Origin of the sequence: Rhizobium sp. SEMIA 4085 (assembly GCF_013004495.1) — a bacterium.
Taxonomy (GTDB): Bacteria; Pseudomonadota; Alphaproteobacteria; order Rhizobiales; family Rhizobiaceae; genus Rhizobium; species Rhizobium gallicum.
Genome location: NZ_JABEPH010000702.1, coordinates 1 through 805 on the forward strand (window position 1 = coordinate 1; position 805 = coordinate 805).

The window sequence follows — 805 nt, forward strand, 5'->3', positions numbered from 1 at the left end:
GCTCACGGCGAAGCCAGACATCCATGTCAGCTTTGTCGATGGGAAGATAGGATCCTTCAATCTTGTCGGCGATGCCGGCGTAATAGCGGTAATAGTCCGCGACATAGGCGATCTGCGCCGACGTTTCCCGGATGATCTTTCCGGTGTCGCGTGTCTCGAGTTCTGCCAGCTTCTGTGCGTTGGCTGCGACCAGATCAGCGAGCCGGTAGATGAGCTTGCCGCGTTGCGTGGCCGTCATCTTTGACCAGGCCCCGTTATAGAGTGCCTGTTCAGCGGCCTTGACCGCCCGATCCACATCACCCTCGCGCGCTTCCGGCAAGTCAGCCCATTCCTTCCCGGTGGCCGGATCAACGCTTGGGAAGCGTGCTTCACCGTCTAGGAATTGACCATCGATATAATACTGGAAACGCTGCATGGGCTTCACTCCGCAAATGCCGGCATCACTTCGGCGATAAAGCGCTGAAGCGATGCTTTCTTGCGCTCGAAGCTCATGCCCGTATCGATCCAGAAGGAATATTCGTCATAACCCATGGCCTCATAGGTCTTGAGGCGCGAGACTACGCTTTGTGGACTTCCGACAACGTTGTTGGTGCGCATGACGGCGTCCGACAGCATGGCGTTTGAGTTGATTTCAGCTTCGGGAATTCGCTCAATGAGACCTTGCGTGACCGGCTTCTCGTTCTTGAACCACGCGAAGAAGTAGTTGTAGTAGAGGCTGAGCTCATGGGCCGCCTGCGCGATGTCTGCGTCCGACGAACCGACATAGGTATGACGCAGCAGCATGATCTTGGGCCGTTCGGACGTG

General features: G+C 56.6%; 1 protein-coding gene and 1 pseudogene. Both read right to left on the minus strand.

The genetic code is table 11. From position 1 onward, the window contains the following. Window positions 1–415, minus strand: a 415-nt coding sequence (locus C9413_RS32500) for an aldehyde dehydrogenase family protein (RefSeq protein ID WP_170251637.1), incomplete at its 3' end; no start/stop codon positions are given. Between the two features lie 5 nt (window positions 416–420). Continuing rightward, window positions 421–805: pseudogene (locus tag C9413_RS32505) on the minus strand (LLM class flavin-dependent oxidoreductase); the annotation flags it as partial.